Origin of the sequence: Streptomyces sp. NBC_00554 (assembly GCF_041431135.1) — a bacterium.
Taxonomy (GTDB): Bacteria; Actinomycetota; Actinomycetes; order Streptomycetales; family Streptomycetaceae; genus Streptomyces.
In genome coordinates, this window is the sequence record NZ_CP107799.1 from 2200567 (window position 1) to 2226932 (window position 26366).

The following is a 26366-nucleotide window of genomic DNA, read 5'->3' on the forward strand; positions in this document are numbered from 1 at the left end:
GGCTCAACGGTCCCTGGGGACACACGGGTCGACCAGGTCCGCCACTCGTACGCTGCGGGGCGTACGAGTTCACGCTGTGGACAGTACGGGTAACCGTCCGTGACCATAGGTGACTTGGCGGGGTTGGCACCACTGCACTCGGGAGTACCCGGCATGACCAACAGCATCACCAACGAGCCGGAGCCGTCCGACAGTTTGAAGACCTTCGGGGCGGTCCACAAGGCCTTCCGTAAACGGGCGGGCCTGACACAGGAGGAGTTCGCACCGCTGGTGCGGTACCAGCCGTCGACGGTGGCGTCGATCGAGCAGGGCAGGCGGCTGCCACCGCGGGTTTACATCGAGCGGGCCGAGGAGGTGCTGGATGCGTTCGGTGCACTGTGGGCAGCGGTCAAGTACGCGACTCGGCAGCCGGGCCTGGCTTCCTGGTTCCGCGAGTGGGCGGATCTGGAGGAGCAGGCGATCACTCTGCACACGTACGAATGCAGGGTCGTGCCAGGCCTGTTGCAGACCGACGGGTACGCCCGAGCAGTGATCTGGAGCGTGCCGCCGCTGCCGACCGAGGAGCAGGTCGAACAGCGTGTGGCAGCCCGGCTCGCCCGTCAGGAGCTGCTCAGCGCGCACAGAGAGCGGCCGACGGCGTTCAGCTTCATCATCGAGCAGGCCGTACTGGAAAGGCACACGGGCGGCGAGGACGTCACACGGGAGCTGATCGACCACCTGCTGGCGGTGAACGACCGCCACTGGAACATCGAGTTGCAGTTGATGCCCCTCCGGCAGACTCGGCATGCGGGCCTCGACGGCCCGATTCAGTTGCTGGAGACCCCGGAGAACGAGTGGTTCGCGTACTCGGAGGGCCAGCAGACCGGCGTCCTGATCTCCGACCGGAAAGAGATCAGTTTGATCCAGCAGCGGTATGCCAAGATGCGCTCACAGGCTCTCACGCCCGAAGACTCAGTGAGCCTGCTCCGGGAGATGCGAGGAGCGCTATGAGCACCACCACAACCGAACTCCCCTGGCGCAAGTCCAGCTACAGCAGCGGCAGCCAGGGCGACTGCGTCGAGGTAGCCACCTGCCCCACCACCATCCACATCCGCGACTCCAAGAACCCCCGCGGCCCCCAACTCGCCCTCTCCCTCACCGCGTGGACGGACTTCGTGGAGTTCGCGAAGTAGCTGAAGTCGCGGTCCGCGCTCAGGAGTTGGTACCGCGCGCCACCACCTTCCACCGGTCGACCTCCGCCCCCTCGCGGGCGATCAGCAACTCGTCCGCGAGGTTCACCGGCGTACAGACGTGGTTGGGCACCACGGACACGACCTCCCCCAGGTGCGGACCGCGTACGCCCTCCGGGAGTTGGACGACCGCGTGGTGTTCCCAGAGTCCGGTGATCGTGGCGTCCGGGTAGGCGGGGAGGTAGCCGTGGCCGGTGACCCACGGGGAGCGGTCGGGGCCGAGTACCTTGCTGCCGGCGTCCAGGACGAAGCGGTTCGGGGCGGGGACGCTGATGACGGTCGAGGCGGCGGACAGGGCCAGGTCGTCGACGGTGCAGGTGCCGATGGCGAGCTGCTGGGCGTCGTTGAAGACGTAGACGCCGGGGCGGACCTCGTTGACCGGGCCGGGCCGCCAGTGGCCCGCCGTCGGAGTCGAGCCGCCGCTCAACACGCGGGCCTCCAGGCCGAGTTCGCCCAGGGACGTCGCCGCTTCGGCAAGCGCGTGCTCCTCGTCGCGGGCCGCCCGCTCGGCGGCCCCGGCGTCATGGCCGTACCCGTGCCCGGGGAAGGTGAAGACACCCACCACGTCGAGACCGGCGTCCACGGCGGCCCCGGCGACCCGCCCCGCGTCGGCGGGCGGCACCCCCGTCCGGCGCGTTCCACAGTCCACCTCGATCAGCGCCTGGACCGGGCGGTCGCTCCCCCGCACCGCTTCCCCCAGCCGCCGCGCCCCCTCGACCGAGTCGACACCGACGCGCAGCGCGACCTCATCGGCCAGGGCGCGCGCACGCCCGGCCTTCGCCTTGTCGAGCCAGAGCGGATACGCGATGAACAGATCGTCGGCCCCCGCCCGGGCGAGCGCCTCCGCCTCGCTCAGGGTCGCAACCGACAACCCGCCTGCTCCGAGTCGGAGTTGGCGTTCGGCGATCTCCGCACACTTGTGGCTCTTGGCGTGCGGACGGAGCGCGAACCCCCCGGAACCCGCCGCCTGAGCCATGCGTGCGATGTTCCGGTCCAGCACATCGACGTCGACGACGAGCACCGGTGTGACCAGTCCCTCGGGTAGTTCGCGCACCGCAACCTCAGCTTCCCTTGCCCACATACCGTCCGGTCAGACGGTACCGAGGGCCGTGCGCAGGGTGCTGATCGCCTGGGCGATCGCGGCCTCCGCGGCGTGGGTCTCGCGCAGGGCGTTGAGCATCACGAAGTCGTGGATGATGCCCTGGTACCGGACGGCGGTGACGGCTACGCCGGCCTCGCGGAGCTTGGCCGCGTAGGCCTCGCCCTCGTCGCGCAGGACGTCGGCCTCGCCGGTGATGACGAGGGCCGGGGGGAGCCCGGTGAGCTGCTCGGTGGTGGCGCGCAGCGGGGACGCGGTGATCTCGGCGCGCTGCTTCTCGTCGGTCGTGTACTGGTCCCAGAACCACTGCATTCCGTCGCGGCGCAGGAAGTAGCCAGTGGCGAACTGGTGGTAGGAAGCCGTGTCGAAGGTGGCGTCGGTGACCGGGTAGAAGAGCACCTGCTGTACGAGGGGGACGTCGCCGCGGTCCTTCGCCATCAGGGTCAGCGCCGCGGACATGTTGCCGCCGACGGAGTCGCCGGCCACCGCGATACGGGAGGCGTCCAGGCCGTGGGACGCGCCCTCGGTGACGATCCACTGGGCCACGGTGTAGTTCTGCTCGATGGCGACGGGGTAGCGGGCCTCGGGCGAGAGGTCGTACTCGGGGAAGACGACCGCGGCCTGTGCGCCGACCGCCAGTTCGCGCACCAGGCGGTCGTGGGTGTGGGCGTTGCCGAAGACCCAGCCCGCGCCGTGGATGTAGATGATCACCGGGAGAGTGCCGGAGGCGCCGGCCGGGCGGACGATCCGCGCCCGCACCTGGCCGGTGGGTCCGCCGGGCACGGTGACCCACTCTTCGTCGACAGCGGGCTTGGCTATGTCGCCGGACTGCACCTCGTCGACGGCCTTGCGGCCCTCTGCCGGGGCCAGGTCGAACAGGTACGGCGGGTTCGCGGTCGCCTCGGCGAATGCGGCGGCGGCGGGCTCCAGGACGGCGCGGGGGGCGGTGGACTCGGTCATGACGATCTCCTCGGATCGGGTGCCGCGGACAGGCTCCGTCGGAGGTCTTGCCGTGGAGCCGCGGCACCATTTGATAGTAGCGCTCGATTAAGTCGTGCACAACTTAGTTGGGATCGATACAGTCGAGAGGACGTGAACGGTAGAATGAGGGTCGACATGTACAGGACGGGCACCAGGAGCCACACCGTGAACACGACCGGAGCCGAACCGACGCAGGAGGGTTCGCTACTCCTGGACGACCAGCTCTGCTTCGCCCTCTACGCGGCCTCACGCGCGGTCACCGCCCGCTACCGGCCACTGCTGGACGAGCTGGGCCTCACCTATCCCCAGTACCTGGTAATGCTGGTGCTGTGGGAGCAGGACTCGATCTCCGTACGCGCCCTGGGCACCGCCCTCCAGTTGGAGTCCAGCACCCTTTCCCCCCTGCTCAAGCGCCTGGAGGCGAACGGTCTGATCCGCCGCGAGCGTCGCGCCGAGGACGAGCGTTCCGTCGCCCTGCACCTCACGGAAGCCGGCATCCGACTCCGGGAACGGGCAGGTACGGTCCCCCTCGCCATCGGCGACGCCATGGGACTCTCCCCCGAGCAGGACGCCATGGCCAAGCAGCTTCTCCGCCTGCTCACCGCCAACGTCGATCATGACCGTCCGTAAATGATTGGCCCGCTTCTTGGTTGAACGGGATGATCCGGCACATGTCTAAAACGCCCGAATTCGAGTCTAAGCCCGAGCCTTCGACCTCGCCCTCGCTCGAAGTGCGCACGGCGGCCGGGGTACTGCGCGGCAGCCGTGAAGCGGGGCTCGCGGTCTTCCGCGGCATCCCGTTCGCCGAGCCGCCGGTCGGCGCGCACCGCTTCGCCGCACCGCAGCCGTTACGGGGCTGGGACGGCGTACGCGATGCCGTGTCGTACGGACCTCCGCCCCCGCAGGCCGGTGCGTTCGGCATGGACGCCCTGTCGCAGCACGCCGCGGACGACGGTGACTGGCTGACGGTCAACGTCTGGTCGCCGGAACCGGCCCCGGACGCCGGACTTCCGGTGCTGGTGTGGATCCAGGGCGGCGCCTACGTGATCGGCACCTCCGGCCTCCCGGAGTACGACGGTTCCCGGCTGTCCCGGGAGGGCGGCGTCGTCGTCGTGACCTTCAACTACCGTCTGGGTGTTGAGGGTTTCGCACAGATCGAAGGTGCGCCCGCCAACCGGGGCCTGCTGGACCAGGTCGCCGCGTTGCGGTGGGTGCGCGACAACATCGGTGCGTTCGGCGGCGATCCGGACCGGGTCACGGTCTTCGGCGAGTCCGCGGGCGGCGGATCGGTCGCCGCGCTGCTGGCGATGCCGCGTGCGGCTGGGCTGTTCCGCCGGGCGGTCGCGCTGAGCGTGCCGGGCACGTTCTTCTCGCCGGAGCTCGCCGCCGACATCGCCGCCGCCTGCGCCGCCGAGCTGGGGCTGCGGCCCACGGTGGCCGACCTGTCCGGCGTGACCCCGTCCGAGCTTCCCGCCGCCGGTGACGCGGTCACCGCCAAAGCAGCCCAGTGGGCGGACCGTTGGGGCCGGGCCGCGCAGCGATCCATCCTGTTCTCCCCGGTCGTCGACGGCGACGTCCTGCCGGTCACTCCTTGGCAGGCGCTGGCCGACGGCGCAGGCCGCGACATCGAACTCCTCGTCGGTCACACCCGCGAGGAGCAGCGGCTGTTCACCGCGATCGAAGGCATGCTCGGCGAGGTGACGGAAGAACAGGCGACGACCGCGCTGCGGGCCTTCGCCCCCGGCCCGGACGGCGCCCGCCGCTACCGTGACGCCTTCCCGCTCGCGGGCCCCGACGAGCTGTACGAGCTGGTCAACTCCGACTGGCTGTTCCGCATGCCGTCCCTCCACCTCGCCCAGGCGCAGACCGCGGCCGGCGGCCGTGCGCACCTCTACGAACTGACCTGGCCCGCCCCTGGCATGGGCGGCGTCTTCGGCGCCTGCCACGGCCTGGACGTACCACTCGTCTTCGGCAACCTGAGCGACAGCCATGCCGCCATGCTGATCGGCGAGACCCCCACCCCGGAAGCAGAGGCCCTGTCCGCCCACATCCGCAGCGCATTGACGGCGTTCGCCACCCACGGCGACCCCGGCTGGCCCGCGTACGACCCCGCCCAACGCCTCGTACAGCTCTTCGACACACCCTCGACCGTCACCACCTACCCGGAGGAGGAGTCCCGCTTGCTGTGGCAGGACCACGTGTTCCCGGCGCTGCCACTGATCGGCCGGTGACGGCCGCATACACTGGCCTTTTGCCTAGAGCGTCTAGGAACAACAGCTGGAGTGCCTAGGCACAGCAGGCGGAGGCGGTCACCCATGGCGCGTGTCGGGCTCACGGTCTCCCGGCTCGTGGAGGCCGCTGCCGATCTCGCCGACGAGGTCGGGTTCGAGAACGTCACCGTGTCCGCGCTGGCGCGGCAGTTCGGGGTGAAGGACGCGAGTCTGTACTCGCACATCAGGAACGTGCAGGACCTGCGGGAACGGATCGCGGTGCTCGCGGGCGGCGAGATGATCGACCGGATCGCGAGCGCCGTGGCCGGGCGGGCGGGCAAGGACGCGCTGGTCGCGTTCGCGGGGGCCTACCGGGAGTACGCCTTGGAGCGGCCCGGACGGTACCGCGCCACACACACGCAGCTCGACCCCGCGTCCGCCGTAGCCGAGGCCGACCTGTATCGCCGCACCGCCGAGGTCACGTACGGCATGCTCCGCGGGTACGGCCTCCCGGAGCCCGATCTCACCGATGCCGTCCGCCTGTTGCGCAGCACCTTCCACGGTTTCTGCAACCTGGAGGCCATCGGGGGCTTCGGCGACCCCAGGGACGTACAGGCCTCCTGGGAGCGGGTGTTGGACGTCCTGCACGTGGCGCTGGAGCACTGGCCCGACGCTAGGGCTGGGGATCCGCGTCACTGAGCGCCTGCACCTCGACGTACGTCGGGGTGACGCCCCGCGGCGGTCGTCCGGCCCGGATGTCCGCGGCGGCGTCGAGGGCCGCGCCGAGCGCCCGCCGGTAGAGGAGGGAGCCGAGGCTGACCCTGCGTACGCCGAGGTCGCCGAGTTGGGCGACTGTGGGGCCGAGCGGTGAGTAGAGGATGTTCAGCGGCACGTCGAGGGTCTTCACCAGGTCGGTGATCCGGGCCGCGTCGCTCACGCCGGGGACGAACACGCCGTCGGCACCCGCCTGTTGGTAGGCGTCCAGGCGGCGGCACGTCTCGGTGTGGCCGCCGTCACCGAGCCAGTACGTGTCGGTGCGGGCGTTGACGAACAGGTCCGGCGCGGCGGCCTTGACCGCCGAGATCTTCGCCGCGTGCAGCTGCGGGGAGCCGAGCCTGTCCTCCAAGTTGATGCCGACCGCGCCCGCTTCGGCCAGTTCGCACGCCAACTCGGCCACCTCGTCAGGGTCTTGGTGGAACCCGTCCTCGGCGTCGACCGACAGCAGGAAGGTGCCCCGGCCGAGCTGCCGTGCGAGCAGCAGCGTCACGTCCCTGGTTGCCGCCGAGCCGTCCGGCAGACCGGCGGCAGCGGCGACACCGAGGCTCGTGGTACCGATCGCCGCGAAGCCCTGGGCGGCGAGGGCGGTCGCGGAGGCGTGGTCCCAGGCGTTGGGCAGCAGGAGGGGGGCGTCGGTGTGGTGGAGTGCGGAGAAAGCGGAGAAAGGGGAGAAAGGGGAGAAAGGGGAGAAAGGGGAGAAAGGGGTCATGCGAGCTTCCCGACGGCATCGGCGTAGTACGTGGATCCCTTGAGGTGCAGGGCCAGTTCGCGGAAGCTCCAGCCCTCCCCCGGTGAGTTGTCGAGTTGCTCCTCGGTCAGCGCGCCGAGCCGGTTCGCCCACATCCGGGCGAGGCGGGTGAGACGGCTGCGGGCCTCGTCGAGGTCCTCCGGCGTGAACGGCGCGAGGTCCGCCACCGTCGTGCTCGCGGACGCGTGCCAGTGATCGGGCTGCGGCCGCTCGCCGACGAGACGGGCCTCCAACTCGGCCAGGTGGTCCACCAGATGGTCGGCGACGCGACGGATCGCCTTGTGCGGGGTGTAGACGCGGTCGTCGACATGGGTGGGCTCGCCGTCCCAGGCGGTCCAGGTGGCCGCCAGGCCGAGGACGTGGTCGACCATGGCGACGACGGCTTCGGCCGGACTCTCCAGCGGTTCCTGCGCGGAATCGTTCATGGCGGCAACGCTAGAGGCGGAACACTTCGGCGCCCGCCGAACCGTGCGCACAGCAGCCGAACCGTGCGCACAACAAGCGCCCACTCGGCGCCCGCCGACCCTTACGCACAGCAAGCGCGGCAACCTCCCGCCCGCCGGTGACAACTACCCCGCATGACCAACGCAAGACGCGCAGCATCCGACAGGCGTACGACCACGCACCGGCGCCGCCGCTCCGCCCGCAAGCCCGTCGTGGCCTCGCTCGCGGCCGTGACCCTGCTGGCCGGGGCGTGGTACGCGACGGCGGCGACCCTGGACCTGGGCGGCGAGGGCGCCGGGGACGGCACCACTACGGCTGCCGAGGCATCCGCCACCGGCTCCACCGAGGCATCCGCCTCCGCCACCGCGACGGGCACTGCCTCAGCGTCACCATCGCCCACGCCCACGGCCACCGCCACTCCCACGGCGACAGCGAAGGCCCCGGCAGCCGCCAAGGCCGCGACAGGCACCCTCGCCGTCACGAGCACGGCCGTGACCCTGAGCGCCAAGTTCCCTTATCTGTCAGCGGGTTACAACAACACCCGCGAGTGGACCCGCACCACGACCGCCGTCGCCCCCAACGGCACCCTGCGCGTCGCCTGGCCCGCCTCCGACGGCATCCACGTCACGCCGCTCACCGCGGCGGGCAAGCGGTCCGCGGCCGACACGGTCGTCAAGGGGGCCAAGGAGGTCGGCGGACTGGTCGCCCACAACGACGGCTTCGCCCTCCTCACCCGTGTCGCCGACACGAACAAATGGAAGGAGACGGCGGCGGCGCTCGTCCGCTACACGAACGGCAAGCAGACCTTCGCCACCAAGCTCACGGGCACCGCCTCGCACGACACCGCGCCCCTCCTCGACGGTCAGCTCACCTGGAACGGCACGAAGTACGGCACGTACTTCGTCGTGCACGGCGCGGGCGGCTTCGCCGACGGCCACTTCGGCGACAAGCTCGCGTACGTCAGCGCCAAGGGCGCCAAGCTGAGCGGCGGTTGGGGCTGGGGCTGCAGCCACAACGAGGGCATCGCACTGCACGCCGAGCCGACCGGGGCGTTCACCTCGCTCTGCTTCGACGACTGGCGCTCGGGCCTCTTCGTCTCGACGGGCATCGGCGCACCCGACACCGCGCCGGCCGTGCAGCGCGAGCAGTGCTGGGCGGGCTACTGCGGCGGCACCTTCGCGGGCCGCACCGGCGAGCTGGTGAAGTCCTCGACCGGCCGGTACGCCACCGCGTTCGGCTCCCGCGGCGCCGCCTCCGCCGCCAAGAACCCGGAAGACGCGAGCGGCCGGGGCTGGACGGTCAAGCCGAAGACGACGACCCACCAGGTGGCCGTCGCCTTCCTCAAGACCCGCAACACCCCCGCGGGCAAGCCCATTTACCTCACCAACACCCCCGGCACCGAACACGTCAACGTCCACATAGCCCCGTACGGCAAGGACCGCCTCCTCGTCTCCTGGGAGACCCTGAAGAACGCCAAGTGCGCAAGCGGTACCTGCACCGGCACGTTCACCGGCACCCACCTCCGCCTCATCGACTGGAACGGCAAGTTCCAGAGCGCGGACAAGGTGGTCACCGCGCGCATCACGGGCGACATCGCGGTCCAGAAGGACGGCTCCCTGGCCTGGGCCTACGCCCCGGTCACCCCGTCGTACGCGACCGCGCTCACAGGGGCGTCACCGACCACGACGACTCTGCGGATCGCCCGTCTGAAGCCCTGAACCGGAACCGCGCGGGCGGCCCCGAGGCCCAGGTCACGCACACCTCGTACGCCCCCTCCACCTCTACGGACACCAGCTCCGTGAGGGGCGGGGGGTCCGGTTCGCCGGTGAGGCGGGCGAGGGAGACGAGCAAGGTGGCCACGGAGTCGGTCGTGGACAAGGGGCCGTGCACGGAGGTGATTTCGGCGTGCAGGCCGTCGCCGGGCGCCCATCCTGTGATGCGTACCGGCGTCCCGGGCGCCGCCCCCACCACCAGATAGGCCCGCACCTCCACCGCGCCCCGGGCGACCACAAGGCTGGTGACCCGGATCCCCTCCGTCACCGTGTGGCGGGACGCCGCCCAGCCCTCCCCCGTGCCCAGCGGCTCGATGTCCGTACGGCTCGCGTCGCCGCCGACGATCACGCTGTTGTCGTACGACGGCGAGGGCTCCGTCGCCGTCGAGTAGGCGAGCCGGGTGTAGTACGGGTCGTAGCGGACGTCCTCGCTGCCGTGGTTGTGGAGGCGGACCAGGCCGTCCGAAGTGGTCGACTGGAGGAGCCAGTTGGGCGGGGCGACCGGGGTGACGGCGTCGGCGCGGTCGGTGGGGCCGGGTTCCTCCCGCGCCGTCCATACCTCGTGGTCCGGCGGGAGGAGAAGACCGAGGAAGCCCTTGCTCGCCCAGTACGGGGAGGCGGGGCCCGAATAGGCTTGCAGGAGTGCCTCGTTGGGGCCGTGCCAGCCGAGGGTGAGGAGGCCCCGGTCGTCCACGGCGCCGCGGTCGAGGAAGTGGCGCAGGGCGCCGGAGGCCAGGCGTCGGGTCTCGCCCGAGGAGAGCGGCGTACGGCCCGTGAGGGCGCCGAGCCACAGGGGTGCGGTGGTCGCGAAGCGGTAGGTGAGGGAGCGGCCCTGGTGCATCGGGGCACCGTCGGCCCCGAACAGGCGGGCGTAGTCCTCCAGATGGCGGGACAGCCTGCCGCCGTACAGGTCAAGGAGGCGGGAGTCGTCGCCCAGCCACGCGTGCAGCACCGGATAGAGGTGCATCGCCCAGCCGTTGTAGTAGTCGAACTTGCGGCCGTCGCCGTCGGTGTACCAGCCGTTGCCGACGTACCACTGCTCGATACGGTCCAGGCCGCGGTCGATCGCGGCGCGCAAGGCGTCCGGCTCGTAGCCGATCTCCTGGAGGAAGCCGCCGACCGTGACCGGGAACAACTCCCAGTTGCAGGGCCAGGGTTCGGCCGTCAGGGCGTCGCCGAGCCAGGCTGCGGCCCGCTGCCGTACGCCGTCGTCGAGGCGGTCCCACAACAGCGGCCGGGTCAGGCGCAGTGCGAGGGCGATCGACGCGGCCTCGACGAGGGGCTGACCGCGGTCCTCAATTCGGGGCCAGATTCCGGAGGTTCCGGCGGCGAGGCCGTCCGCGTACCGCTCCAGGGCCTTCTCGTCCTGACGGAAGGCGGCGAGGAGGAGTGTGCGCGCGTAGCCCTCCAGGCCGTCGGAGAGCCGGCCCGAGGCGCTCGTGTGCTCTCCGGGGAGGTGGTACAGGGCGCCGCCCTCGGTGGCGTACGGCTCGACCGCGGCGAGGAGGGAATCGGCTGCCGCCTCCCAGTGGGCGCGCGTGTAGCCGGTGTACGGGCTGAGGATGCGGTCCTCAGGAACCTCAGAAACCTCAGGCACCTGAGGTTGCAGGTGGGCTGGCATCGGGCGGGACTCCCTCACGAGACGGGCCGGTCGCGGGAAAGCGGGATACCTGGGACGCCCCGGTTCCGGACGGGACGCCCCAGGAGCTCATCCCACCCTCACGAGGCCTTCCGGTACTAGTCGTTGGGTGACGAGTTCGTCGCGGACCAGGCCCGCGTAGACCGTCGCGCCGTGCGCGGAGGTGTGCGTGTTGTCGCGCTTCTCGTTGTAGAGGTAGAGCGCCTTGGAGCCCTCGACACCCAGGGATTCGACGAGGGCCTTGGTCTTGGCCGTGAGGTCGATGAGCGGGACGTTCTCGGCGGCGGCGACGGAGCGGGTGACGGCGGGGTGGTCGACGCCGAGGCCGTTCACCAGCAGCGCGGTGCCGTTGTTGAGGGTGCCGTCCGAGTTGAACCAGCGGCGGACGATCGGGGTGACGAGGACCGGTTCGCCGCCGCGAGCGCGGACGCCCGCGACGAGGGTTTCGAGGTTCGCGCGGTACGTCGCCTCGTCGGTCGTCTTGTCGTTGTGGGCCAGCTGGATGAGGACCAGGTCGTGCCGGTGGATCAGCGGCTGGACGGTCGGGAAGAGCGCCGGGGTGGCGAGGTAGGTGACCGTACTCTCCCCGGAATCAGCGTAGTTGGCGACCGAGACGCCCTTGCGGAGGTACTGCGGCAGCTGCTGTCCCCAGCCCGAGTAGGGGTCGCCGGGCTGGTCGCAGACCGTCGAGTCGCCGACCAGGAAGATCTGCCGGGTGTGGGGTCGGGCGGGGGTCACGCGGATGTCGGCCAGGGCGGGCGCCGAACCGCCGAGCACCAGGTCGAGGCCGGGGGTGCCCTCGGGGCCCGTCGGCTCGCCCTCGGGGGTGCGGACGTTCACGGTGAAGCTGCGGGCCACGGGCCGGCCGGCCTCGGTGGCGGTCTCCGGGAGCAGGGAGCGGCGCGTCTCACCGCTGACGCTCGTACTGGCGGCGGCCTCCCCGCCGAGGACCACGCGGACGTCGTACGTGCCGGGCTCGACGTCGAAGTGGCAGGCGGTCACGGTGCAGTTGTCCAGGCCGAGGGAGGGTCCTCCCTCACGCGCCTGCGCCGGCGTGACCACCGACAGCGCGGTGGCGGCCGTCACCGCCGCCAGTACGGCGATGTTGAAACGTCTCATTGCGGCTCCTCCAACAGGACGACAAGACCTGGCGGCTGGACCGTACCGCGCCGGGCAAGCGCTTTCTAGTGCGCGGCTCGATTTCACATGACTGCCAACTCCGTGCCAGCGAAAGCCCTTTCGCGAAATCGATTCAACTGGCACTCTGCCAGGCACCCGCACCCCCACACCTCCCGAAGGAGGCACCCCCATGTCCGGATCCGCTCGCAGACCGGTCCGCCGCCGCACCTTCGTTCTCGGCAGCGCGGCCACCGCTGCCGGCGTGGCCCTCACCGGCACCGCGCAGGCCGCGAGCTTCGGCTACACGGACGACGGCTCGAACTACGTCATCGACACCGGCGCCAACCTCGTCTTCAAGGTCAGCAAGACCAACGGCGACCTGACCTCGCTGGTCTACCGCGGCACCGAGTACCAGGGGTACGACGGCAAGAACTCGCACGTCGAGTCGGGCCTCGGCACCTCCACCGTGACGATCACGCAGTCCGGTTCGACGATCCTCGTCTCCGTCACGTACGGCACGCTGAAGCACTACTACGCGGCCCGCAGCGGCGAGAACAACGTCTACGTGTGGACCAACAAGGCCGACACCTCGGTCTCGGCGACCCGCTACATCGTGCGGGTCAAGGCGGGCCTGTTCCTCAACGACGAGCCCGATTCCTACACTTACGCGCCCACCACCATCGAGGCGGCGGACGTGTTCGCCAAGTCCGACGGCCAGACCCGCTCGAAGCACTACTCGAAGCTCCGCGTCATCGACTACAACTACGTCGGCTGGACGACGGGAAGCGTCGGCCTGTACGTCGTCCGCTCCAACCATGAGAAGGCCTCCGGCGGCCCGTTCTACCGCTCCCTGCTGCGGCACCAGAGCGCGGCCGGCGGCGGTCTGTACGAGATCCTGTACTACGGCGAGAACCAGACAGAGGCGCAGCGCTTCGGCCTCCAGGGCCCGTACGTCATCGCCTTCACGGACGGCGGTACGCCCTCGTCGGCACTGTTCCCGGGAACCCTCACCACCTCCTGGGCGGACTCGCTCGGCATCGCCGGGTACGTCGCCGCCGGCGGCCGGGGCCGGGTGGCGGGCGTCGGTATCTCGGGGCGCGACACGGCGTACGCGTATACGGTCGGACTCGCCAACTCCGTTGCCCAGTACTGGGGTTCGGCGCGGACGTCCGACGGATACTTCTCGGTCTCCGGGGTCCTGCCGGGGACGTACACACTGACCGTCTTCAAAGGTGAACTCGCCGTCTACACCACCTCGGTGACGGTGACGGCGGGCGCGACGACCACCCTCAACACGATCGCGATCCCCTCCTCGAACGACCCCGCCAACGCGAGCGCGATCTGGCGGATCGGCACCTGGGACGGCACACCGAGCGGGTTCAAGAACGCGGCGCTGATGACGTACGCGCATCCGTCCGACCCCCGGGCCGCCGCCTGGACCGGCAACGTGGTGATCGGCAGCGGCAGCGAGACCGCGTCCTTCCCGGCGTACATCTGGCAGGGCGTCAACAGCGGTCTGCTGGTGTACTTCAAGCTGACCGCCGCGCAGGCCGCCGCCGCCCACACGCTGCGGATCGGGGTGACGACGGCTTACGCGAACGGGCGACCGCGCGTCACGGTCAACAGCTGGGTGTCGGCCATCCCCTCACCGCCCACCCAGCCGAGCACCCGTTCCCTGACGGTCGGTTCGTACCGGGGCAACAACTACACGTTCACCTACAGCGTTCCGGCCAGTGCGTGGCTCACGGACACCAGCCAGTACAACGTGCTGAAGATCGACGTGGTGAGCGGTTCGGGAACGACGGCCTATCTCAGCGCGGGGACCTCCTTCGACGCCCTCGACCTGTTGACCTGATTCTCAGTCAGGTTCCGCGCGTCCACTGCTGGTTGGTTCCTCCGGTGCAGGTGTACGTGATCAGCGCGGCGGAGTTGGCGGTGGACGCGCCGTTCACGTCCAGGCACTCGCCGCTCGCGCGGGACTTGAGGGTGGAGTAGCCGCCCGAGGCGGTGACCGTCCACTGCTGGGTGGTGGCGCCGGTGCAGTTCTCCTGGGTGACGTTGGTGGCGCCCTCGGTCAGGCACAGGGAGCTGCCCCGGCCCATCAGCTGGTAGTAGCCGCTGCCGAGGGACTTGAACCAGAACTTCTGGTTGTTGCCGCCGTTGCAGTCGTACTGCTTGATCTGGGCGCCCTGCCACAGCGACTGGCTTGTCACGTCGGCGCACTTGGCGGAGTGCCGGGCGATCAGCGTCTCGTACGTGGCGCTCGTCCCGCTGACCGTCCCGGCGGTCGTGTCGACGGTGACCTCGGGCGACCAGGTCATGGACATCGTGGTGGACGTCGGGAAGGTCAACGGCAGCCATACGTAACGGGAGTCGTTGACGGTGCCGCCGAAGGCGTTGCCCCAGCGGTCGCCCATGTAGAGGTACGAGGTGCCCGAAGTGCCCTGCACGGGAAGGACGTACGCGGTCTGCGAGCCGTATGTCGTCGAGTCGCCGACGTTCGTCATGGCGGTCCACGGGCCTGTGATGCTCGTGGCCGTCGCGTACTGCTGCTGGTTGGGGCTCCAGCCCGTGGCGCCCGAAGTCAGCATGAAGTAGACGCCGTTGCGCTTGAAGAGGGCCGGGGCCTCGCGGTGGCCGTTGTGCCAGGGGTCGGCGACCAGGGCGGCGATGCCGGTGTAGTCGGCGGTGAGCCGGTAGATCTGGAGGTCGTAGTTCTCGCGGGCGGCGGAGATCATGTAGCCGGTGCCGTCCGTGTCGACGAAGACCGTGATGTCGCGGGACATGTGGGTGTCGAGCGGGCGGAAGCTGCCCTGCCAGGTGTAGTTGCCGTCCACGGTGTCCGACACGGCGACGGCGGCGCGCGCCTCGCTGTAGTCCGTGCCGTTCTCCTTGTGCATCCACATCACGAACTTGCCGGTGGACGCGTTGTACATGACCTTCGGACGTTCGATGTTGGCGCTCGTCAGCTCGCTTGCGCTGGACTGGGTCAGGACGTGGTTGCGGAACTCCCAGTTCTTCAGGTCGGTGGAGCGGTAGGCGTCCACGTACTGGAAGGTGTTGTCGGCGTTGCGGTGCTCGCCGAACCAGTAGTAGTAGCTGCCGACCTTGATGACTCCGCCGCCGTGGGCGTGCAGGGCGTTGCCCGAAGTGTCCGTGAACTGGGTGCCGTTGGTGATGGTCTGGGGTGCCGCTGCGGCCGGTCCGGCGGTCGCGAGGGCCGCGGCGACCGCGAGACAGAGGGCGACGAGGACCGCGTACACACGTCTCATTTCACACACACTCCTTGAGGGGGGCGGGCGGCTCATGCGATGACCGCTCGCCCGATCGTTCGAAGTATCGAACGGAATCTGTGATTACGAACGTGCGGCCGCCGAAAAGGTAAGCGGTTGCCATGGCGGGGTCAACGGGTCTGACGGGACGGGTCCGCGCGCCCGTGAGCGATCCTCGTCCGGAGCGTCGGCGGCGTGGCCTGTTCCGGGATGCCCTCGTCGGGGGTGACATACCTACGCTGTCAGCAGGTGGCGGACGAGGGGCGGATGCCATATGACCGGAGAATCGTGCGCGGGATGCGCCGGGACGATGCGGGCGCTACGGCAGCAGTTACAGCAAGCCGCGGAAGACCGATCCATGGCGGGGATCGGTCTGTCGCGGACGGACGGCGCGCGGTCCGCGGATGGATCGCCCGGGGACGCGGACGAACTGACGGACCAGGTGGCCTTCTTCGAGCAGCAGGTCGCCGAGCGTGAACGCGAGCTCGGGCCCGAGCACCCCGACACCCTGGGCTCCCGCAACAATCTCGGGGGCGCCTGTCAGCAGGCGGGACTCCTCGACCGGGCCGTGCCGTTGTTCGAGCGGAACCTCGCCGACACCGAACGCGTCCTGGGACCCGACCATCCCGACACCCTCGCCGGTCACAACAACCTCGCGGGCGCGTACGAGGCGGCAGGCGACCCGGCCCGCGCGATCCCGATCTACCTGCGCGCCCTGGCCGGCCGCGAGCGGGTCCTCGGACCCGAGGACCTGCGCACCCTGGTGTGCCGGGACAATCTCGCCCGCGCCCACGAGCTGACGGGGAACCCGGCCCGCGCGGTCCCCCTCCACGAGCGCACCCTCACCGACCGCGAACGTGCCCTGGGCCCCGGCCATCCCGACACCCTGCTCTCCCTCAGCAATCTCGCCTACGCCCACCACCGGGCCCAAGACCGGGAGCGGAGCGCGGAGTTGTTCGCGCAGGCGCTGAGCGCCGGCCAACTTCACCTCGGGCCCGAGCACCCCGCGGCACGGCACGTTCAGGAACTGCTGAGCCATGTACGGGGCGGCTGATCCGCCGCTCTCGACCCGGCGGCGGGGCGGGCGGATGTTCAGTCGAGGATCGCGGTGACCTCGATCTCGACCAGGTGGTCAGGGATGTCCAGTGTCGCCACGCCGATGAGCGAGCCCGGCGACTTCGGTGTGACCCCCAGCTTCGCGGCCGCGCGCGAGACGCCCTCCAGGAAGAGGGGCATCTTGTCGGCGGTCCAGTCGACGACGTAGACGGTCAGTTTCACCACATCGTCGAAGGAGGCGCCGACCGCGGCCAGGGCGGTGCCGGCGTTGAGGTAACTCCGTTCGACCTGTGCGGCGAGGTCGCCTTCGCCGATCGTGACCCCGTCGGCGTCCCATGAGACCTGCCCGGCAATGAAGATCATCTTTGTCCCGGTCGCGATCGACACCTGACTCATGACATCGACTACCGGAAGTCCGTCGGGGTTCACCAGGGTGATGGCCATATCGCCTGCCTCCTCATTGCGTGAGCCCGGTCGTGCCAGGACTCGTGCTCTCTTGTGGATACTCAGGAACCGTAGGAGAGTGTGCTCTGACATGGAAGAACGCACTTTTCAGTGACTGGGGAACCTCATGGTGACCAAGCAGCTCAGCGGCTCGCGCGACGAGGCGGACCTGAGGCGAGCGGACTCTCTGGCGCGGGAGATCTTCTCCGATGTCGCCAACAAGTGGGCGTTGCTGATCATCGAGGCGCTGGGCGAGCGCACCCTGCGCTTCAGCGAGCTGCGGAACGAGGTGGAGGGCATCAGCCACAAGATGCTCACCCAGAACCTGCGCATGCTGGAGCGCTACGGCCTGGTCGACCGGTGCGTGCACCCCACCGTGCCGCCGCGGGTCGAGTACACCCTCACCGAGCCGGGCCGGGGCCTGCGAGCGACGGTCGACGCAATGTGCGGCTGGACCCACCAGTACCTCGGCCACATCGAGGCATCCCGCCGCCGCTTCGACGCCTGACGGGCGCAGCGGCCGAGCTTCCCGCTCCGGAAGTGGAGCGGCCGAGCTTCCCGCTCCGGAATCCGGAAGGGTGACGTCCATGGCTGCGCCGAGCCTGCTCGCGGTTTTCGCCCACCCGGACGACGAGTCGCTGTCGGCGGGCGGAGTGCTCGCCCGTCACGCCGCCGCGGGCGCTCGCACCGCGGTCGTCACGGCGACCTGGGCCGCGGACACCCCACGCGCCGCGGAGCTGGCCGAGGCGCTGCGGATCCTTCGGGCCGGCGAGCCGCGGTTGCTCGGCTACGCCGACGCACGCGTACCGCGGTCGGCCCCCGGCAGGACGCGGTTCCGCGATGCGCCGCTCGACGAAAGCGTGCGCGAACTGGTCGCGTATATACGGGAGTTCCGCCCGGAGATCGTGGTCACCCATGACGCCTACGGTGGGCTGACCGGTCACTCGGACCATGTGCACACGCACCGGGTGACCATGCTCGCCGTGCAGGCGGCCGGACTTGAGCGGGTCTACCCGGACGCCGGTGAGCCCTGGCAGCCGAGCGCCCTGTACCTGGCCACGCACCCGCACTCGGCCCTGCGGGTGTGGGGCGGACACCTGGCCCCTGCGGGCAAGTCGATGCACAGCGTTCCGGACGAGTGGGTCACCGCGACCGTCGATGTCGGCCCCTGGCTGGATCAGAAGGTCGCGGCGGTACTGGCCCACCGCACCGAGGTGGAGCGGGGAGCCGCGCCGGGGCTGATCGCCGGCCTCCCGCGTCCGACCGGGCACGGCTGCTCTCCACCGAGTGGTACATCCGCCACGACCCGGCACCGTGGCGGCAGCGCAAGGGCACCGGGATTCCCGCACGCGGGTGTTCGGAACTGCTCCCCTGAGTTCAGGCTGTGGCGCTGGGTTCAGGCTGTGGCGCCGGGCTCATGCTGTGCCGCTGGCTTCAGGGTGTGCCGCGGACGCCCGAGGCCAGGCGGCCCGCCTCCGCGTAGGCCCGTACCAGTGGGCGCCCGTCGCCCGCCCGCCAGGCGAGGGCGAACCGGCTCGGCGGGAGGTCGCGAACGGGGCGGGTGATGACGCCGCCCCGGGTGAGCAGGGGCGCGTTGCCCGCGGCGAGCAGGCAGACGCCGCGGCCGTCCACCAGCGCCTCGTACGTCTCGTCCGCGCTCGCGCACTCCGCGCCGATCCGTGCCGGGCGCCCGGCGCGGACGTCCAGGGCCAGCCAGTAGTCGCGCAGCACCCCGGCGGACTTGGGGATGGCGATGAAGGGTTCGTCGAGGAGGTCCGCGAAGTCGATCTCCTCCCGCGGCGCGAGGCGATGCGTGTCCGGCAGCGCGACATGGCGCGACTCCTCGGCCACCACCACCCACTCGTACCGCTCCGCGTCCGGAACCGGCAGCCACACGAACGCCGCGTCCACCGAGCCGTCCGCGAGCCCGGCGCTGGAGTCCTCCCAACTCACCTGTCTCAGCTGGACTTTGGCCTGCGGGTGCGCCTCGCTGAACCGGGACCTGATGGCCGGCAGCAGGCCGCCGCGCCCCGGGCTCGTGCTCATCCCGACGACAAGGGTGGCCTGTTGCTCGGCCTTGGCGCGCTCGACGGCGTCGGCTGCCGCGTCCCAGTCGGCGAGGACCCGGCGCGCGTACGGCAGCAGGGCCGTGCCCACCGCGGTCAGGCGCACGCCCTGCCGGTCCCGCTCGAAGAGCTCTGCCCCCAACTGACGCTCCAGCATGCGGATTTGCTTGCTCAGCGCGGGCTGGGAGACGAAGAGGCGCTCGGCGGCGCGTGTGAAGTGCAGGTCTTCGGCGACCGCGACGAAGTAGCGCAGGTCCCGCCCGTGGACGTCCATGGCCATAACCATTGGCTATCACGACGGGTCTTGGACGGGCGAGTGGGTTTCCGGCGAGGCTCGACGCGTCGAAAGCACGGATTCCACGAGGGAGTCGGACATGAGCAAGGTATGGCTGGTCACCGGTGCCAACAGTGGTTTCGGGCGGGCGTTCACCGAGGCGGCCGTCGGTGCCGGAGATGTGGTGGTGGCCACGGCTCGCAGGCCCGAGGCGCTTGTCGACCTGGTGGCGGCTCACCCCGACCAGGTCGAGGCGCTCGCCCTCGACGTCACGGATCCGGCGGGGATCACCTCCGTCGTGGCCGATGTGGTGGAGCGGCACGGCAGGATCGACGTGCTGGTCAACAACGCGGGCCGCACCCACGTCGGGGCCGCCGAGGAGACCACCGACGCCGAGCTGCGCGATCTGTTCGAGGTGCACTTCTTCGGCCCGGCCGCGCTGGTGCGTGCGGTGCTTCCGCACATGCGGGAGCGGCGTTCCGGGGCGATCGTTCAGCTGAGCAGCATGGGCGGGCAGATGTCGTTCGCGGGGTTCTCGGCGTACAGCGCCACGAAGTTCGCACTCGAGGGCTTCTCCGAGGCACTGGCGGACGAGGTCGGCCCGCTCGGTGTCAAGGTCCTGATCGTGGAGCCGGGCGCGTTCCGCACGGGCCTGTTCGGCAACGCGAGCACCAGCGAGGAGATCGCCGACTACGCGGACACGGTCGGTGCCACGCGTCGGGTGGTCGCCGGCTCCGACGGCTCCCAGCCGGGTGATCCCGCCAAGGCCGCGGCGGCTGTCCTGAGCGCCCTCGCCTCGGAGGACACGCCGCTGCGGTTGCCGCTCGGGAGCGATGGGGTGGATGCGGTGGTTGGCCACCTGGACTCGCTGCGGGATGAGATCTCCGCGTGGGAGAAGGTGGCGCGCGACACTGCCTTCGGGGCGTAGCCGCTGACGCGGGGGTCGGGTATTTGTCCGCGGGTGCGTGGGGGCTGGACATTTGTCCGCGGGTGCGTGGGGGCTGGGCGCGCAGTTCCCCGCGCCCCTTAAGGGGCGTCCATGCCAGGCCCCGCCTTTGGTGTGATGTGGGTCACCTTGGGGTTTCTGTTATTCCAGGGTGCCCGGTCCGTCTCCCCGTATGTGCGCATCCAGATCTACAAGACAGCCTCGGCCGCCGCCTGCCTCGCGGGGGTCGCCCTCATGCTCGCCGCACCGCCCGCGGCCGCCGCGGGCGGTGACATCACCGCGGACGTGATCGCGGGGCGGGACGTGACGCTCACCGGTGACTCGGTGGTGACCGTGCCGGCCGGGACGACCACGTACGACGGGGTGTTCCGGGGCGAGGGAACGCTCACCGTGCGCGGTAACGGGACGCTGATCCTGACCAAGGACAGCGACTTCACGCTGCCCAAGGCGCGGCAGCGGCAGCAGGTGAGCATCCCCGGCGGCAACCACCCGTACGTCACCGTGGCCAACCCCGATCCGCCCGCCGTGACCGTGGAAAGGGGCGCCACCCTCCAGTACGGCACCGGCGGTACGACCGGGCTGATCGGCAGCTTCCCGTACAACACCCCCGCGTTCCGGCTCAACCGGGACAACATCCGGGTCGACGGCACACTGCGGCTCTCCCTGACGAGCGCCTACAACCTGGGCACCATCAGCGGCTCCGGGCTGATCAGCCAGCCCCGGTTCCTCTGGGGGACCTGGGACCTGTCGGGGACCCACACCTTCTCCGGGGTGATCGACAACGGCACGCAGGCGAACGCCGGACGGCCGGAGTTCGCGACCTCGCTGCCGAAGGTCCGCAAGGTCCTGAACCAGGGCACCTGGACCGTGGACACGCCGCTCGGCCAGACCGTCACCATGGGGATGGACTTCTACCAACGGGAGTACGGCAGCGACATCAACGTCCAGTCGCGGCCCGGCAGCAAGGTGGTGCTCACCGGCCAGTACAGCTGGTCGGACCAGGGCGGCGACACCAATCCCTCACTCAGCGACCCCGCCCTGAACTGGACGCCCGCGCGGAAGAACGTCAACAAGCGCGGCACCAACATCAAGGGCGCCGACGTCCAGTGGGGCGACGGGACGACGAACAAGATCTTCATGCCGGGGACCGCCGAGACCGTGTACATCAACCTGCTGGCGGCCAGGTCCCGTTCGCTGCTCACCTTCGACTACAACGGCCCGGTGACACTGGGCGCCCCCATCGGCGGCGGCCGGTTCCACGACACGCTGTCCGCACCCGGCGCCGGGGACATCGTCATCAAGGGGACGAAGGGCAACGACGTCACCTTCGCCGCCGTCCAGTACTACAACGGCTCGACGACCGTCGAGAAGGGCGCGGTGCTGAGGCTCGGCAGCGGGAAGTCCGGCGGTGACGGCGGGCTCTACACCAAGGGCGACCTCTACAAGGTCGTCGACAACGGCTCGCTGGTGCTGCGCAACACGAGCAAGGCGCTCACCCTTTCGCGGATCAGCGGCAGCGGCTCGCTCACCCAGGCGGGCGCCGCGACGACAACGCTGACGGGCGGCGAGGTGACGTACACGGGGACGACGACCGTCTCGAAGGGGACGCTCGCCCTGACCGGAGGAGCCTCGCTGACGCGCAGCAAGGCGATCCGGCTGACCTCGACCGGGGCACGGCTGGACGCGCGGGCGACGGGGCTGCGGGTGGCGACCTCGCTGACCGGCAAGGGCACGGTGACGGGTTCGGTGACGAACGCGGGCGAGGTCACGGCCGGGCTGACGGTCACCGGTGACTACACCCAGGACGCGAAGGGCGTACTGGTCCTCCGCGAGAAGCCCCTGAAGGTGACCGGCGCGGTCCGCCTGGCCGGAGACGTGGACCTCTCGGCCGCCGGGACCGACCCCGCCCCCGAGATCACGGTGCTCGACCACACGGGCGACGCGAAGACAACCGGCACCTTCACCGGCCTCCGCGAGGGCGCCAAGCTCAAGCTCGCCGACACGACATACCGGATCAGCTACCGCGGGGGCGACGGCAACGACGTGACCCTGAAGGCGATCACGAAGAAGCCCGCCGCCTCGACGACCCCCTCCACCCCCGGGACGCCACCCGCCACGACGACAGCCGCACAGTCCAACGCCGACTCCACCCGCCCTTGGTGGCCCCTCCTCTTCATCCCGCTGCTTCTGGGCCTGCTGGTCGTGCCATCGGTCCGACGCAAGCGGTCGCGGCGCGGGGGCGAGCGGCGGCACGCCGCGACACGGTGACAGACGGGGCACCGGATCTACGGCGCGGTGTCCGACCCGCCTCCTGTGTGTACGACGGGCTCTCGGAGAGCCCCGGTGGTCCTGCGCCTCGCCGTGATGAGTTCGTGCAGCGTCCGCTTCGTGACGCTGCCTCCGTATTGGTTGTCGATCAGGTCTCTGATGGAGTCGAGCAGGCCGGTCAGCGCGGTGGGGTCCAGGGCTCGGTGTCCGGAGAAGGTGCGCAGGAGGTCGAGGTATTCGGGGGCCGAGTACGTGATCTCCTGGGTGAAGCGCTGGATCTGCACGGCGTCGAGTTGCTCGGAGTGGTCCAGTTCGTCGGTATCGGGGGTCAGGGTGGCTTCGTCCGGCAGGCGGAGGCCGGGCGGAGTGGCCGGGTCCCAGCGTTCGTAGCAGCGTTGGACCTGGTCGAAGAAGTCCTGGTCCCAGTGTCCGCCGGCGACGTGCTCGGTGGTGATGAGGGCGAGCGTGCCGCCGGGGGCCAGGGCGGCTGTCGCCTTGGGCACCCGGACCTTGGGGTCGACCCAGTGGAAGGCGGTGGCGCTGACCACCAGGTCGAACGGCTCCTCGGGCAGGGGCCACTCCTCGAAGGCCGAGACCTCGACGCGGGCGTCGGGGAACAGGCGCAGGTTGCGCCGGGCCACCGCCGCGAGCGCGGGACCCAGTTCGACGGCCGTGACACGGCAGCCCAGCCGTGCCAGGGGAACGGTCAGCTGTCCCGTTCCCGGGCCCACCTCGAGGACTCGGCTTTCCGGGGACAGCCCGGCCCTGTCGATCAGCGCCTCGACCAGCGGGGGCGGGTAACCGGGGCGGGCACGGTCGTAGAGCTCGGCATCCTCGTCGAACACTTCACGCAGCATGGTCCAAGGCTAGGCTGCCGCCCTTTCCGCCGGTATCCCACATCGTGGGCGATATTTTCACTTGGTGGACGTGAACGGGCGTCTCCTCCCGCATCGACTAGCGTCGTGACATGACCAGCGATACCTCCCGCACCCTCGCCGACGCCCTCACCACCGGCACGGTCGTCCTCGACGGCGGCATGTCCAACCAGCTCGAATCGGCCGGGCACGACCTGAGCGACGAGCTGTGGTCGGCGCGGCTGCTCGCGGAGCGGCCGGAGGCGATCGTCGAGGCGCATCTCGGCTACTTCGAGGCGGGTGCGGATGTGGCGATCACGTCCAGCTACCAGGCGACCTTCGAGGGGTTCGCCAAGCGCGGCATCCCGCGGGAACGGGCGGCCGAACTCCTCGTCCTCAGTGTCGAGTTGGCGCGTGAGGCCGCCCAACGCGCGCACGCGAAGGGCGTCACGCGGCCGCTGTGGGTGGCCGCGTCGGTCGGACCGTACGGGGCGATGCTCGCGGACGGCTCCGAGTACCGGGGGCGGTACGGGCTGAGCATCGCGGAGCTCGAGCGGTTCCACCGGCCGCGCCTGGAGGTGCTGGCCGCCGCCGCGCCCGACGTGCTCGCCCTGGAGACCGTGCCCGACACCGATGAGGCCCAGGCACTGCTGCGGGCGGTGCGCGGGCTCGGCGTACCGGCGTGGCTGTCGTACAGCGTGGCCGGCGACCGTACACGGGCCGGCCAGCCCCTGGAGGAGGCCTTCGCCCTGGCCGCCGACGCCGACGAGGTCATCGCGGTCGGCGTGAACTGCTGCGCCCCGGAGGATGTGGACGGGGCGGTCGAGACCGCCGCACGGGTGACCGGGAAGCCGGTCGTGGTCTACCCGAACAGCGGCGAGGCGTGGGACGCGCAGGCGCGGGCGTGGAGTGGACGGTCCTCCTTCACCGCCGAGCAGGTCACCGGGTGGGAGAGGGGCGGCGCACGGTTGATCGGGGGGTGCTGCCGGGTGGGGCCGGTGGCGATCGCCGGGATCGCCGAGTCGCTCAGGGGCTGAGGGTTCGATGCGGGTGGGGCGAGTTGGCTGACGTCCGTCGAGGTGTGAAGAGGCCCGCAGAGGTGCGCCGAGGGTGCGGCGAGTCTCGCTGAGGTCCGCGAGGTGCGCCGAGGTCCGCTTGGGTTCGCGGACCGGTGCTCACCTGAGCCGACTTGCGCCGACGCTGGCGTAACTCCCGTGAAGCACGGGCTCAATGAGGACTTCACGGGCGGGTGATGAAGTCCCCGTACCCGTCAGCGATCACGGAGGCACCCTTGAGCGAGCCCACCGCCGAGCAACTGGACACCTATGTACGGACCCGCCTCACGCTGGCGGGTTTCGACCTCTCCCTGCTGCCCGAGGTCTTCGACGCCGACACCGGGGTGCCGACGCAGGCCCAAGTACTCACCTCCCTGAAGTCGTTCGTGGCGTCCACACCCGGCGCGATATCCGGGTGGGCCCCGCCCGCGGACAGTCCCGCCTACGCGCAACAGGCCTCGCCGCCCCTCATCTACCCGTCCATCACCGAGGCCTGGACCGGCAAGGCGGGCGACCGATGAGCCGGGCCCTCAACAGGCGGGTTTTCCTGGCGAGTTCGGCTGCGGTGGCGAGTGGGCTCGCCCTGCAGAGCGCCGCGCCCGCGAGCGCCGCCTCCAACACCATCCGCGTGCCCGACATCGACGTACGCAAGGCCGCCCGGCAGGACCCCTCCGAAGCCACCCTCACCGAAGCCGTGGTCCTCATGCGGCGCGGAAAGCTGACCTCCGCGACGCTGACCGAGGCGTACCTCGACCGGATCCAGCAGTACGACACCACGTATCAGGCGTACGCGGAGGTCACCGGCGAGGCGGCGCTCGCGGCGGCACGGAAGGCGGACCGGGGACAGGGAGCTGGCGGTGTGCTGCGCGGAATCCCCCTCTGCATCAAGGACAACTACTTCACCAAGGGCGTGCCGACGCGCTGCAACTCGTACATCTTCGAGGACTTCGTGCCGGACGAGGACGCCACGGCCGTGGCCCGGCTGAAGGCGGCGGGCGGCATCGTCCTGGGCAAGGGGCAGATGGGGCCGCTCGCCACGACGCGGGCGACGCAGCCGAACGGGACGGTGACCACGGTCAACGCCTGGACACCCGAGGACCCGAGCACCGACCCGGGCGGCTCCTCGACGGGACCCGCCTGCTCGGTGGCCGGACGCATGGCGTCCTCCTCGATCGGCACCCAGACCGGCGGTTCCATCGTGCTGCCGTCCAACCAGCAGAACCTGACAGGGCTCAAGCCCACCATGGGCCGGGTGTCCATCCACGGCATCATCCCGCTCTCCTTCACCCGCGACCACGCGGGCCCGCTCGCGCGCGACGCCATGGACGCGGCGCTCATGCTCCAGGTGATGGCGGGCCCCGATTCCCAGGACCCGCGCACGCTGGGACTGCCGGCCGTGCCGGATCTCGTCAAGGCGGCAACTCCCGTCGTGGCAAAGGGTGTACGGATGCGCCGGGCGACGAAGATCGGGGTCCCGGCCGATTTCCTGAGCGCGCAGAAGCAGTTGCGCGGCACCTTCCTCGACACGCTCGACTCGATCCCCGGCGCCACGCTCGTCGAGGTCGCGTATCCCGCCGACTGGACCCTGCTGACCGGCACCTTCAACGCGGCCCGGCTCGCCGAACGCACCGAGCCGTTCCGGCACTGGCTGCGCGCCGACCCCGCCAAGTTCGGTGTCTCGCTGCTGACTTGGCTCCAGGGGCTGATGCTCTCCGGCGACGAGTGGATCACTGCCCAGCGGGCCAAGAACCATCTGCTGCGGGAGGTCCTCGACGGGGTCATGGACCGCTGCGACGTGATCCTGCAGACGGGGCCGGTGCCGTTCGACATCCTGGGGCTGCCAGAGATCGGCTTCCCCATCGGCTTCGACAGCGGCGGCGTACCCGTCGGGGCGATCCTCGGCGGTCAACCGTACGAGGAGGACCGGCTGTTGGAGGTCGCCGCCGCGTATCAGGCGGTCACCGACTGGCACACTCGGCGACCTGCCGACCCCGCCTCCGCCGCCACCCTCATGAGAGCCGCGACCGCCCGGCCCCAGCTGTCGGCCGAGGAGGCTGCCGCGGCCTCCGCCTGACCCTTCCCTTCCTCTCGTCGCGCGCAACTCCCGCTGCTA

Annotated in this window: 24 protein-coding genes and 1 pseudogene; 15 read left to right on the plus strand and 10 right to left on the minus strand. The window is 70.4% G+C overall.

The window, feature by feature from the left end; all coding sequences use genetic code 11:
• Positions 1–153: 153 nt before the first annotated feature.
• Complete coding sequence (locus OG266_RS09645; protein WP_371544603.1) at positions 154–990, plus strand: Scr1 family TA system antitoxin-like transcriptional regulator; 837 nt, start codon at positions 154–156, stop codon at positions 988–990.
• Positions 987–1172 (plus strand): DUF397 domain-containing protein, encoded by a 186-nt coding sequence (locus OG266_RS09650; RefSeq protein ID WP_371544606.1) that lies wholly within the window; start codon positions 987–989, stop codon positions 1170–1172. The genes OG266_RS09645 and OG266_RS09650 overlap by 4 nt, the downstream gene beginning before the upstream one ends.
• A gap of 19 nt (positions 1173–1191) precedes the next feature.
• Here OG266_RS09650 and OG266_RS09655 read toward each other — a convergent pair whose 3' ends face one another.
• On the minus strand, positions 1192–2283 hold the full coding sequence (locus OG266_RS09655; RefSeq protein WP_371544610.1) for an alanine racemase: 1092 nt from the start codon (positions 2281–2283) through the stop codon (positions 1192–1194).
• A gap of 36 nt (positions 2284–2319) precedes the next feature.
• Complete coding sequence (locus OG266_RS09660; protein WP_371544612.1) at positions 2320–3288, minus strand: alpha/beta hydrolase; 969 nt, start codon at positions 3286–3288, stop codon at positions 2320–2322.
• Between the two features lie 156 nt (positions 3289–3444).
• On the opposite strand from OG266_RS09660, the gene OG266_RS09665 reads away from it, so the two are divergent.
• From OG266_RS09665 to OG266_RS09675, 3 genes are all read left to right on the plus strand, one after another.
• Positions 3445–3939: a MarR family winged helix-turn-helix transcriptional regulator gene (locus tag OG266_RS09665; protein WP_371544614.1), complete on the plus strand. Its 495-nt coding sequence runs from the start codon at positions 3445–3447 to the stop codon at positions 3937–3939.
• A gap of 41 nt (positions 3940–3980) precedes the next feature.
• Positions 3981–5540: a carboxylesterase/lipase family protein gene (locus OG266_RS09670; protein ID WP_371544616.1), complete on the plus strand. Its 1560-nt coding sequence runs from the start codon at positions 3981–3983 to the stop codon at positions 5538–5540.
• An 84-nt stretch (positions 5541–5624) separates the two neighbouring features.
• Positions 5625–6218, plus strand: coding sequence for a TetR/AcrR family transcriptional regulator (locus tag OG266_RS09675; protein WP_371544617.1), 594 nt, complete (start codon positions 5625–5627; stop codon positions 6216–6218).
• Here OG266_RS09675 and OG266_RS09680 read toward each other — a convergent pair.
• Both OG266_RS09680 and OG266_RS09685 read right to left on the minus strand, forming a co-directional pair.
• Positions 6193–7005 carry an isocitrate lyase/phosphoenolpyruvate mutase family protein gene (locus OG266_RS09680; protein WP_371544620.1) on the minus strand — a complete coding sequence of 271 codons (813 nt, stop codon included), beginning with the start codon at positions 7003–7005 and terminating at the stop codon, positions 6193–6195. The two genes, OG266_RS09675 and OG266_RS09680, sit on opposite strands and share 26 nt — an antisense overlap.
• Entirely contained in the window at positions 7002–7469 is a 468-nt protein-coding gene (locus tag OG266_RS09685; protein ID WP_371544623.1) for a hypothetical protein, read from the minus strand. Before OG266_RS09685 ends, OG266_RS09680 begins: the two co-directional genes overlap by 4 nt.
• 153 nt (positions 7470–7622) lie before the next feature.
• Between OG266_RS09685 and OG266_RS09690 the strand changes: the two genes are divergently transcribed.
• On the plus strand, positions 7623–9206 hold the full coding sequence (locus tag OG266_RS09690) for a hypothetical protein (RefSeq protein ID WP_371544626.1): 1584 nt from the start codon (positions 7623–7625) through the stop codon (positions 9204–9206).
• Here the strand turns inward: OG266_RS09690 and OG266_RS09695 are convergent.
• Both OG266_RS09695 and OG266_RS09700 read right to left on the minus strand, forming a co-directional pair.
• Positions 9151–10881 (minus strand): DUF2264 domain-containing protein, encoded by a 1731-nt coding sequence (locus OG266_RS09695; protein WP_371544628.1) that lies wholly within the window; start codon positions 10879–10881, stop codon positions 9151–9153. The genes OG266_RS09690 and OG266_RS09695 overlap by 56 nt on opposite strands.
• Before the next feature lie 87 nt (positions 10882–10968).
• A complete protein-coding gene (locus OG266_RS09700; protein ID WP_371544630.1) occupies positions 10969–12018 on the minus strand; it encodes a rhamnogalacturonan acetylesterase in 1050 nt (349 codons plus the stop codon).
• 190 nt (positions 12019–12208) lie between these two features.
• On the opposite strand from OG266_RS09700, the gene OG266_RS09705 reads away from it, so the two are divergent.
• On the plus strand, positions 12209–13873 hold the full coding sequence (locus OG266_RS09705; protein ID WP_371544633.1) for a rhamnogalacturonan lyase B N-terminal domain-containing protein: 1665 nt from the start codon (positions 12209–12211) through the stop codon (positions 13871–13873).
• Positions 13874–13880: 7 nt separating this feature from the next.
• On the opposite strand, the gene OG266_RS09710 is transcribed toward OG266_RS09705, so the two are convergent.
• The gene (locus OG266_RS09710) at positions 13881–15290 is read right to left on the minus strand and encodes an RICIN domain-containing protein (RefSeq protein ID WP_266473920.1); all 1410 of its coding nucleotides are present in this window, start codon (positions 15288–15290) and stop codon (positions 13881–13883) included.
• A gap of 358 nt (positions 15291–15648) precedes the next feature.
• Between OG266_RS09710 and OG266_RS09715 the strand changes: the two genes are divergently transcribed.
• Entirely contained in the window at positions 15649–16344 is a 696-nt protein-coding gene (locus OG266_RS09715; RefSeq protein WP_371544636.1) for a tetratricopeptide repeat protein, read from the plus strand.
• A 38-nt stretch (positions 16345–16382) separates the two neighbouring features.
• Here the strand turns inward: OG266_RS09715 and OG266_RS09720 are convergent, their stop codons facing one another.
• Positions 16383–16790 carry a RidA family protein gene (locus OG266_RS09720; RefSeq protein ID WP_371544639.1) on the minus strand — a complete coding sequence of 136 codons (408 nt, stop codon included), beginning with the start codon at positions 16788–16790 and terminating at the stop codon, positions 16383–16385.
• A 127-nt stretch (positions 16791–16917) separates the two neighbouring features.
• Here OG266_RS09720 and OG266_RS09725 point away from each other — a divergent pair, with 127 nt between their 5' ends.
• Both OG266_RS09725 and OG266_RS09730 read left to right on the plus strand, forming a co-directional pair.
• Complete coding sequence (locus OG266_RS09725; RefSeq protein WP_266473924.1) at positions 16918–17298, plus strand: helix-turn-helix domain-containing protein; 381 nt, start codon at positions 16918–16920, stop codon at positions 17296–17298.
• Positions 17299–17377: 79 nt separating this feature from the next.
• A pseudogene (locus OG266_RS09730) lies at positions 17378–18165 on the plus strand (PIG-L deacetylase family protein).
• A 59-nt stretch (positions 18166–18224) separates the two neighbouring features.
• On the opposite strand, the gene OG266_RS09735 reads toward OG266_RS09730, so the two are convergent.
• On the minus strand, positions 18225–19136 hold the full coding sequence (locus OG266_RS09735) for a LysR family transcriptional regulator (RefSeq protein WP_371544642.1): 912 nt from the start codon (positions 19134–19136) through the stop codon (positions 18225–18227).
• A gap of 94 nt (positions 19137–19230) precedes the next feature.
• On the opposite strand from OG266_RS09735, the gene OG266_RS09740 reads away from it, so the two are divergent.
• Together OG266_RS09740 and OG266_RS09745 are read left to right on the plus strand one after the other, a co-directional pair.
• Positions 19231–20058 (plus strand): oxidoreductase, encoded by an 828-nt coding sequence (locus OG266_RS09740; RefSeq protein ID WP_371544644.1) that lies wholly within the window; start codon positions 19231–19233, stop codon positions 20056–20058.
• 252 nt (positions 20059–20310) lie between these two features.
• A complete protein-coding gene (locus tag OG266_RS09745; RefSeq protein ID WP_371552726.1) occupies positions 20311–22344 on the plus strand; it encodes an autotransporter in 2034 nt (677 codons plus the stop codon).
• Between the two features lie 17 nt (positions 22345–22361).
• On the opposite strand, the gene OG266_RS09750 is transcribed toward OG266_RS09745, so the two are convergent.
• Complete coding sequence (locus OG266_RS09750; RefSeq protein ID WP_371544647.1) at positions 22362–23201, minus strand: class I SAM-dependent methyltransferase; 840 nt, start codon at positions 23199–23201, stop codon at positions 22362–22364.
• Between the two features lie 110 nt (positions 23202–23311).
• Between OG266_RS09750 and mmuM the strand changes: the two genes are divergently transcribed.
• The 3 genes from mmuM to OG266_RS09765 all read left to right on the plus strand — a co-directional run bounded on the left by mmuM (position 23312) and on the right by OG266_RS09765 (position 26327).
• Complete coding sequence (gene mmuM, locus OG266_RS09755; RefSeq protein WP_371544650.1) at positions 23312–24235, plus strand: homocysteine S-methyltransferase; 924 nt, start codon at positions 23312–23314, stop codon at positions 24233–24235.
• A 254-nt stretch (positions 24236–24489) separates the two neighbouring features.
• Positions 24490–24774, plus strand: a complete 285-nt coding sequence (locus tag OG266_RS09760) for a hypothetical protein (protein WP_326720031.1) — start codon at positions 24490–24492, stop codon at positions 24772–24774.
• On the plus strand, positions 24771–26327 hold the full coding sequence (locus OG266_RS09765) for an amidase (protein WP_371544653.1): 1557 nt from the start codon (positions 24771–24773) through the stop codon (positions 26325–26327). Before OG266_RS09760 ends, OG266_RS09765 begins: the two co-directional genes overlap by 4 nt.
• The last annotated feature ends 39 nt before the right edge of the window (positions 26328–26366 follow it).

Excerpts from the sequence above, each read along its gene's own strand:
- OG266_RS09645 (WP_371544603.1), top strand. The coding sequence starts at position 154 with ATGACCAACAGCATCACCAACGAGCCGGAGCCGTCCGACAGTTTGAAG.
- OG266_RS09650 (WP_371544606.1), top strand. The coding sequence starts at position 987 with ATGAGCACCACCACAACCGAACTCCCCTGGCGCAAGTCCAGCTACAGC.
- OG266_RS09660 (WP_371544612.1), bottom strand. The coding sequence starts at position 3,288 with ATGACCGAGTCCACCGCCCCCCGCGCCGTCCTGGAGCCCGCCGCCGCC.
- OG266_RS09665 (WP_371544614.1), top strand. The coding sequence starts at position 3,445 with ATGTACAGGACGGGCACCAGGAGCCACACCGTGAACACGACCGGAGCC.
- OG266_RS09670 (WP_371544616.1), top strand. The coding sequence starts at position 3,981 with ATGTCTAAAACGCCCGAATTCGAGTCTAAGCCCGAGCCTTCGACCTCG.
- OG266_RS09675 (WP_371544617.1), top strand. The coding sequence starts at position 5,625 with ATGGCGCGTGTCGGGCTCACGGTCTCCCGGCTCGTGGAGGCCGCTGCC.
- OG266_RS09680 (WP_371544620.1), bottom strand. The coding sequence starts at position 7,005 with ATGACCCCTTTCTCCCCTTTCTCCCCTTTCTCCCCTTTCTCCCCTTTC.
- OG266_RS09685 (WP_371544623.1), bottom strand. The coding sequence starts at position 7,469 with ATGAACGATTCCGCGCAGGAACCGCTGGAGAGTCCGGCCGAAGCCGTC.
- OG266_RS09690 (WP_371544626.1), top strand. The coding sequence starts at position 7,623 with ATGACCAACGCAAGACGCGCAGCATCCGACAGGCGTACGACCACGCAC.
- OG266_RS09695 (WP_371544628.1), bottom strand. The coding sequence starts at position 10,881 with ATGCCAGCCCACCTGCAACCTCAGGTGCCTGAGGTTTCTGAGGTTCCT.
- OG266_RS09700 (WP_371544630.1), bottom strand. The coding sequence starts at position 12,018 with ATGAGACGTTTCAACATCGCCGTACTGGCGGCGGTGACGGCCGCCACC.
- OG266_RS09705 (WP_371544633.1), top strand. The coding sequence starts at position 12,209 with ATGTCCGGATCCGCTCGCAGACCGGTCCGCCGCCGCACCTTCGTTCTC.
- OG266_RS09710 (WP_266473920.1), bottom strand. The coding sequence starts at position 15,290 with ATGAGACGTGTGTACGCGGTCCTCGTCGCCCTCTGTCTCGCGGTCGCC.
- OG266_RS09715 (WP_371544636.1), top strand. The coding sequence starts at position 15,649 with ATGGCGGGGATCGGTCTGTCGCGGACGGACGGCGCGCGGTCCGCGGAT.
- OG266_RS09720 (WP_371544639.1), bottom strand. The coding sequence starts at position 16,790 with ATGGCCATCACCCTGGTGAACCCCGACGGACTTCCGGTAGTCGATGTC.
- OG266_RS09725 (WP_266473924.1), top strand. The coding sequence starts at position 16,918 with ATGGTGACCAAGCAGCTCAGCGGCTCGCGCGACGAGGCGGACCTGAGG.
- OG266_RS09735 (WP_371544642.1), bottom strand. The coding sequence starts at position 19,136 with ATGGCCATGGACGTCCACGGGCGGGACCTGCGCTACTTCGTCGCGGTC.
- OG266_RS09740 (WP_371544644.1), top strand. The coding sequence starts at position 19,231 with ATGAGCAAGGTATGGCTGGTCACCGGTGCCAACAGTGGTTTCGGGCGG.
- OG266_RS09745 (WP_371552726.1), top strand. The coding sequence starts at position 20,311 with ATGCTCGCCGCACCGCCCGCGGCCGCCGCGGGCGGTGACATCACCGCG.
- OG266_RS09750 (WP_371544647.1), bottom strand. The coding sequence starts at position 23,201 with ATGCTGCGTGAAGTGTTCGACGAGGATGCCGAGCTCTACGACCGTGCC.
- mmuM (WP_371544650.1), top strand. The coding sequence starts at position 23,312 with ATGACCAGCGATACCTCCCGCACCCTCGCCGACGCCCTCACCACCGGC.
- OG266_RS09765 (WP_371544653.1), top strand. The coding sequence starts at position 24,771 with ATGAGCCGGGCCCTCAACAGGCGGGTTTTCCTGGCGAGTTCGGCTGCG.